Raw genomic sequence first — 7,921 nt, forward strand, 5'->3', positions numbered from 1 at the left:
TCATGCCGTCAGTTGGATTTTTCCCCCTCACCTGGACTATAATCGACCAGGATACTCGATAATGATGGAGCTCCACATGACCAACCAGGAACTTGCCGACGTCTTCGACCGTATCGCCAACCTGATGAAAATTCAGGGCGAAATGGTTTTTAAAATCCGCGCCTATGAACGCGCCGCTGAAACCCTGCGCGCCCTGGGCGAAGAAGCCAGCGCCATCGCCGCCCGTGGCGAACTGACCAGCGTGCCCGGCATCGGGAAAGCCATTGCCGAGAAAATCGAAGAATTGCTTCAGACGGGCCGCCTGGGTTTTCTGGAGCGGCTCGAAGAAGAAGTGCCCCCCTCGCTCCTCGAACTGCTTAAAGTGCCCGGCGTTGGGCCTAAAAAAGTGGCCCTCTTCTGGAAAGAATGCAACATTCTCACCCTGGACGACCTTAAAAAAGCCGCAGAAGAGGGCCGCCTGCGGTCTCTGCCCGGCATGGGAGAGAAATCCGAGGCCAGCATCCTGGCAGGCATTGCCAGCCTCGCTCAACGCAGCAGGCGCATGACTCTGGGCCGCGCCTGGGAGGCCGCCCAGCGCTGGCTGGGCTGGCTGCGCTCTCAGGCCGGGGTTGAACGTGCCGAACCCGCCGGTAGCCTGCGCCGCTGGAAAGAAACCATCGGCGACCTCGACTTGGTGATCGCCCACCGCGATCCGGTTGCCCTCATGCAAGCCTTTACTTCCCACCCCGAGGTGGCCCGCACCCTCGGCCAGGGAGAAAACAAATCAAGCATAGAACTGCGCGATGGGGCGCGCATTCAACTCTGGGCCCAGCCTCCCGAATCCTTTGGGGCGCTCTGGCAATACGCCACCGGATCCAAAGACCATAATGTGCGCCTGCGTGAACTGGCGCAAAAGAAGGGGCTTTCGCTCTCAGAACGCGGCCTCCTCGATGAAGCGGGGAACCTTAGGCGCATCGCCGATGAAGCCGATCTTTATGCCGCGCTCGGTCTGGAATGGATTCCCCCCGAATTACGCGAAGACCGCGGAGAGATTGAAGCCGCCGCCCGTCATGCCCTCCCCCGCCTCGTGACCCTGGAAGACATCCGGGCTGACCTGCACTGCCATACCACCTGGAGCGATGGCGTCTCCACCATTGAGGAAATGGCCCGCGCCGCCATCCAGCATGGTTACCACGTGCTGGCCATCACCGATCATTCCAGCTACATGGGCATCGTGGGCGGCATGAAACCCGAAGACCTCCCCCGGCAAAAAGCTGAGATTGCCGCCGTACAGCAAAAGCTCGGTGATCAGATTCTCCTCCTCCAGGGGGCCGAGGTAGACATCCGATCCGACGGAATCATGGATTACCCCGATGAAGTGCTTGCCAGCCTCGACCTCGTCATCGCCTCGCTGCACACCAGCCTGCGTCAGCCCCGCGAACAGATCACCGCGCGCCTGCTCAACGCCATTCGCAACCCCCATGTCGACATCATCGCCCACCCCACCGGGCGCCTCCTCCCCGACCGCTCCGGCGCCGACCTCGACTGGCAGGCCGTGTTTGCCGCTCTGCAGGAAAATGGCACCGCGCTGGAGATCAACGCCAGCCCCTCACGCCTGGATGCCGATGACGCTCACACCCGTTACGCGGCCTCGCTGGGGATTCCCATCGTCATCAACACCGACGCCCACGCCCCGGGCGGCCTGCACGAGATGCGCTTCGGGGTGGCCGTGGCACGCCGCGCCTGGCTGGAAGCCCCGCAGGTAATCAACACCTGGGAGACTCACCGCCTGCTGGACTGGCTGAAACAGCGTGGAAAACGCTGACTTACGGCAGCGGCGCGTAGAAAACCCGGTTGCCAAACGCCAGTAAAGCCCGCCGGTTGGGGGTGATGACGAAAGCCGTCGCCGCCTTCGCAGGCAGCGGGTATTCGGGCTCCACCTGCGGGCGGTACTGCCGCTGAAGGTTCAACTTGCGTAAACTGAAGTGGTAAATCGAGGACGCCCGGTCATCAAGGATGTAGAGCGAGGGATCGGGCGGCTGGGTGGTTTGCATCCGAATAAAGCGGGCATCCTCAAAGGTGAGCGGATCCGGCACACGGCCGTGGCGTGAATCGCCGTAGGGAGCCGGATCGGTGCACTCGGTGGTGAAGCCCGAAGCCGAGCAGGTGGTCATACTCCCATCCTGATGGAGCAGGTAGAGGTACTCCTGATCCACCGCCATGTCGATCACATCGGTCATGTGCGGAATCTGGTTGTCGAAATACAGCCGGGGCGGAGAAGCAAACAACATGCCATCGCTCCTGAAGTAGCGGTACACCGCGTTCACTTTGGCATCCAGCACATACAGCGTATCCTGGAAGATGGTCATGCGGCTGATGGCGCCCCAGTTGATATCCGGCGGGATGAGGGTCATACTGCTGAAGCCGCTCACCCCGGGCGCACAGAACACCAGGTTGCCCCCCGCATCGATGCCTGCTACAGTGGCCTTGAACTCATTCACCGGCGGCAGTGGGGCAATATCCAGCAGTGGGCCAATGATGACCGCCCCGGCTTTCCCCGGCCCGCAGGTAAAGCGGGAGTCCAGCTCATACCCCTGGCTGGTGCGGAAAAGCCGGTAAACCTGCCCGATCTGCCCATCGAGCAGGTACACATCGCTGATCGTTGCCACCATGCGGGTGACCACCACCCCTTCAGGTAATGGACTGCCCGCAGGCAGGTAATTCAGGCGCACAATGCCCTCCATTTCATCCAGGGCATGTTGCGCCTTCTGCCGCAGTTGATCGGCTTCTTCCGAGTGGCCATAACCGGCGGCTTTGTCCAGCCAGGCCAGCGTCTGATTCCAGTCCTCACGGCGCAGTGCCTCATCGCCTGCCGCCGCCGCCTGCTCGGCAAACTGTGCCGCAGTGCGCAGGTAAGCGCGGTATTGTTCTCCCCGCCCGCGCTGAAAATACACGGTCGCCGCCACAGCCGTCACCATCAACGGCACTGCCAGCGCAATGAAAAGCATCGTGGAAGGCGAAAGGTTAAGCCCCGCCGCGGGCTGGTCAGGCAGTACCCGTGCCGCCAGCCTTGAAGCCTGCTCCCGCAACCAGGCGAAGCGTGCCCGCAACCAGGCAATCGCCCCCGCGAGGCGACCCGCCGCAGCCGCCCAGGCCGGGGAGAGAGCGTGTCTCTCGCGCACCGGGCGGGCGGGTTTCGGGCGCCGCGGGAATGAAGCGCCTTCAGGTGGACGGCTGTCTCGCCGCTGAACCGGGGGCTCTGACGGGGGTGTCTCGGGAACCTCAACGGCCTTCTCAGGAAGGGTGCCTCCCGCAACGAGGGGCTTGCCGCTTAAATAATGGCCGCTCACCTGCCCCCCTGAAGCAACCGATGCAGGCGCGTTTGATGCCGCGGACTGCCGGGTAGGCTCCATGCGTAGCCAGCGCACCTCACCCCGGCCCGGTTGCAGACGCACCAGACCGGCCTGCACATCCAGCGCGCTTTGAGCAAGCCGCGCACGAAGCTCATCCATCGCCAGCCCGCACCAGCTTTGAAGGGTATCTTCCGGCCAGTCCGGGGCAGTCGGAGCCGCAAACAGCAGGGTGAGGTCGGCCTCTACTGCAATCGTAAAGTAACGCCCTGCCACCACCCGTGCCTGTCCCAGCCCGCGCGCCGCGGCGTCGCCAAAACGTTCGCTTCCCCGCGCGCTGAGCGCGAAAACCTGCACCGCCCCCACCAGCAGCAGGTAAATCGTCTCACCGTGCATCACGGCCATCGCCAGGTTGCCGATCACCTGCCCGCCCTGACGTGCCGCGCGTAGATTACGGTTGAGTAAAAATTCGTTCAGACGTTCGGCGGTAACGCGCATCCCTGAAGTGACCGAGCCCGCCGCGGTGAAGTACGTCTCGGCCAGGCGCGAGAGCATCTCCTGCTGGACATGCGGGCTGAGCGGCGCCGTGCCGCTCTGCGCGAAGAAGAGCACCAGCCGGTCCTGGGCGCGCAGGCGCGCTGCCCGCCGGGGTGCACCTGCGGCGTACCAGCCTGCCGGGCGCCCCTGCTCCTGACCGGCTTCCTGATTGACCCAGTCTAACGTCAGATCTGCCAAGGCTCCTGTTCCTCTGCGAGATGATTATACATAAGAATGTCTCGTTTTTGTTACAAACCCGTTGAACCTTCCTTACAATTCTCCCTATCCTCTTGACACCACCCCCGCCGCCCGGTATTGTAACAGCAGGGCCTTTCTCTGCCATTCAAAAAGGGCCATCCCATTCACAAACCGAACAGGTGCAAGACTTTTGCCATGTCCTCCAACAAACGCCGGCTTACCTTCCCCTTCTTTCGGGCGCGTCCACGCGGCCAGTCCTTCCTGGAGCTGGCCCTCGTCCTTCCCATCCTGCTGATCATGCTGCTGGGGCTGGTGGAGGTGGCCTACTTCGTGGGCCACTACCTCGACGCGCTCGACCTCACCCGCGAGGCCGCCCGCTTCGCCTCCATCCGCGACCCGTTCGCCCCCGTCGTCTCCGACCTTAACTGCTTTACGGGCGACCGCTTCAACTTCTACTGGGACACTGCGTGCGTTTTCTCCCCACCTGATACGGATGGAGCCCAGACTGAATGCAAAGCCGCCCTGGCTTCCAACGGGCAGGACCTCGGCGGGGGGAACCTCCTCTGGTGGTGCAACGGCATGAACCAGTACCTGGATTTCAACCCCGAAACGGATGACATCGTCATCAGCCTTTACACGGTTAAAAAGGACAATTCCATCGCTGCCACCCACCCCAACGGGGCCGAATCAGTCATTGATTACAAGGGCCACACCAGTTTCTACTGGGCCTTCTCCAACCACAAAACCGGCACCTACGTGGCCACCGATAACTGGAAGAAAGATTGCCGCGGCAATGTAGTGCGCACCGAACCTCACTACACCCAGGCCCGCCTGGAGGATGAGCTTAACCTTTCCAGCGGCGAGTTTCCCAGCGATGTGACCCCTGCCGCGGTCAATGCCAACCGCGGCTTCGTGGCCGTGGAAATCTTCTACTGCCATCAGCAGATCCTCGGGGTGCCCATCCTGACCGATTTTATCCCCAACCCGCTCATGCTTCACGCTTACACCCTCATGCCTCTCCCCGCGGCGGCTCCAACCGCCACAACCAAACCCTGATATGACTCCTCAACCTCTCCCTCCCTCCCCTTCCAAACGTTCTCGCGGCCAAGTGCTGGTCATTTTTGCCGTCTCTCTGCTGGCGTTGCTTTTCTTCGTCGGTCTGGCGGTGGATGCCGGCGTGGCCTATGTGTCTTACGGCCAGCTCAAACGCGCGGTAGATGCCGCCGCCGTGGCCGCCGCCAACAACTTCAAACGCGGCGCCAGATACGAAGAAATGGTCGCCGCCAGCCTCGAAGTGCTCAAGGCCCACAACATTGATACCTCTCCCTCGGTGCTGGACCTCAACGTGCTCATCTGCGACCGGGACGGCGATAACACGACCGATGCCTCCCTGGAGACCGAACACCCGCAGTTCTTCGCCCTTTGCCCCAAACCTGGAGAAACCCAGCGCAAGCTGGTGTGGGTCGAGGCGCGCCAGCGCACCCCGTTTTACTTCCTCTCCCTGCTGGGGTTCAACAACATTTCCCTCTCCACCAACTCCACCGCTGAGGCCGCCGCGGTAGAACTGGTGCTCGTCATCGACACTTCCGAATCCATGGCCAGTGAATGTGCCGACCCCAAAGGCGCCGATTACTTCAACTGCAATGTGTTCAAGACCACCGGCTACGGCAAATCCACCAGCTCCGATTACGACCCCTCTCTGTGCAACCCGGTGACCGATGCCGCGGGGAACGTCATCCAGAAGAGCACCTGCTACCCCCTGCGCGACGCGCTGGATGCCGCCGAAAAGCTGGTAGACACCCTCTACGAAGGCTATGACCGCATCTCTCTGGTGACTTTTGACACCGAAGCCCACAAAGTCTTCGATCTGATGCCCCTGGTAGGGGGCAACCGCGCCACCGTGATCAATAAAATTCAGTCCATCAAATTGCACGACGACGCCCCCTACGCGCGCATGTGGCCCGAGTGGCGCAACCACCTCAACCTCGTCAACACCGCCAACCCTGAAGACCGCGACGGCGATGGCGCCGACGCCGACCCCCTCCTCCCCTGCACCCTGGACGACAACCGCTGGGATGAAGCTAAAGGCATTCCCTGCGATGACGACACCATGCTGGATGCTTTCGACTGGGACAAGGACGGCAAATTCACCCCCAACGATGACACCGTCGCCCGCCAGTGGCTGGCAGATACCGGCTACGGCTCTTACCTCAACCCATTCTCGCTCGTCTCCACCTGCACCGGTTGCGGCATGCGCCAGGCCTCGGAGATTTTGAAAGCGCAGGGCCGCCCCGGCGCGGTGTGGGTGATCGTCTTCCTTTCGGACGGTGCGGTGAACATGTCGGATACCTACCGCACCTTCAGCGATCCCGACCGCATTCCGGCTTCCTTCCCGTACGGCTTTTGCACCAAGAAGTACTGGAGCGTCTTCTGCACCGATAAAGACTTCTCGCCCCGCTACTGCATCGATTACAACAAGACCACACCTTCCGATAGCAGTAAAACCTGCCCGCCCGGCTCCACCTGGGAACTGCGCAACCCGCTCACTTCCAACTACTCGCCGTACGACTACGCCCTGGACATGACCGACGAAGCCGCTCTCACCGTGGTGCGTAATGCCGCCAACTTAACCGACCCGCGTTACAACCCCAACGAGCCGCTGGGGAACGACATCGCCATTTACACCATCGGGCTGGGGCCGGCCATCTCCTACGGCGAAGACCTGTTGCGCTACATGGCCGCCGTGGGCGATGACGGCGACCGCGTCACCGACCAGTGCAAAAACAGCCTGGGCGTCCCAGCGCCGAAGAAGACCTCCTGTGGTCAGTACTATTACGCGGCGGTCGGCGATGACCTCCTCCCCATTTTCGATAACATCGCCAGCCGCATTTACACCAAGATCACCCACTAGAAGAAGGGGGAAGCGATGAAAGCACACGCTTTATCAACCCGAAAACCCGTAACCGCCCGTGCCCAGGGCCTGCTGGAGTTTGCCCTGGCCCTGCCCATCCTGCTCCTGCTCGTCTTCGGCGTCATCGAGTTCGGGCGCATCATGCAGGCCTGGCTCGCGCTTGAAAACGGCGCGCGTTTTGCCGTGCGCTACGCCGTCACCGGCAACTACGACATCCAGTACTGCGACGAGGCCATCCAGGCGGTAGCCCCCCAGCTGGGCGTCTCCGCCTCCAGCCTGCAGGCCGATGACAGTAAAGATGGGTCCATCGATTGCCGCGTGCCCTACAACCAGGGTATTGCCGACTGGGAAGAGAAAACCAACGCCCTGCAGGACTGGGCGCGCCTGCAATCCATCAAAGACGCCGCCCTGGCCGGGGCAACGGGCATCTCTTGGGACCCGGCCGTTTCGGGCGACTACCTCCAGTACCTGGCCACTTACCCCACCGATATCAGCGGCCTGAGCAACAAAGCCGACCTGCTCGGCATGCCTCAGGAACCCAACTTCTTTACCGTGTCCATCTGCTCGAACCGCAAGTACGAGAACACTTCTGACCCCTCCAAGAGCTGGTTCTTCCGTTACGACCGCAACAAGCAGTACTACGATCCCTCCAACCCGGACTCAGAGTATCCCACCTTCTGCCTGAAGGCCAGAACTTCTGACAACACTGTCATTTACTACACCGACGATGCCGGCGGCCCGGGCGACCGCGTGCGGGTGACCCTCACCTACCGCCATACCCTCATCACCCCCTTCCTGAGCAGCTGGTGGCCCACCCTGCGCCTCCATTCCACCCGCGAGGGCCTGGTCGAAAAATTCCGCGCCTCGCGCGTCACCGGCCTGACCAGTGGCATTTCCACCGGCCCCACCGACACCCCCACCCCCACCACCTCTCCTACCGCCACCA

At 62.0% G+C, this 7,921-nt stretch carries 5 protein-coding genes; 4 read left to right on the plus strand and 1 reads right to left on the minus strand.

The genetic code is table 11. The features are described 5' to 3' along the window. Positions 1-61: 61 nt before the first annotated feature. A complete protein-coding gene (gene polX / locus ATHL_RS12215) occupies positions 62-1,804 on the plus strand; it encodes a DNA polymerase/3'-5' exonuclease PolX (RefSeq protein WP_062194090.1) in 1,743 nt (580 codons plus the stop codon). A 1-nt stretch (position 1,805) separates the two neighbouring features. Here polX and ATHL_RS12220 read toward each other — a convergent pair whose 3' ends face one another. Then, on the minus strand, positions 1,806-4,064 hold the full coding sequence (locus ATHL_RS12220) for a hypothetical protein (protein ID WP_062194093.1): 2,259 nt from the start codon (positions 4,062-4,064) through the stop codon (positions 1,806-1,808). Between the two features lie 195 nt (positions 4,065-4,259). Between ATHL_RS12220 and ATHL_RS12225 the strand changes: the two genes are divergently transcribed. The 3 genes from ATHL_RS12225 to ATHL_RS12235 form a co-directional block, all read left to right on the plus strand. Further along, entirely contained in the window at positions 4,260-5,120 is an 861-nt protein-coding gene (locus tag ATHL_RS12225) for a TadE family protein (RefSeq protein ID WP_062194095.1), read from the plus strand. A gap of 1 nt (position 5,121) precedes the next feature. Further along, on the plus strand, positions 5,122-6,975 hold the full coding sequence (locus ATHL_RS12230) for a vWA domain-containing protein (RefSeq protein WP_062194105.1): 1,854 nt from the start codon (positions 5,122-5,124) through the stop codon (positions 6,973-6,975). A 15-nt stretch (positions 6,976-6,990) separates the two neighbouring features. Then, the coding region (locus tag ATHL_RS12235; RefSeq protein WP_062194107.1) for a TadE/TadG family type IV pilus assembly protein at positions 6,991-7,921 on the plus strand (931 nt) is incomplete at its 3' end.

The sequence above is a fragment of the Anaerolinea thermolimosa genome (assembly GCF_001050195.2).
GTDB lineage: Bacteria > Chloroflexota > Anaerolineae > Anaerolineales > Anaerolineaceae > Anaerolinea > Anaerolinea thermolimosa.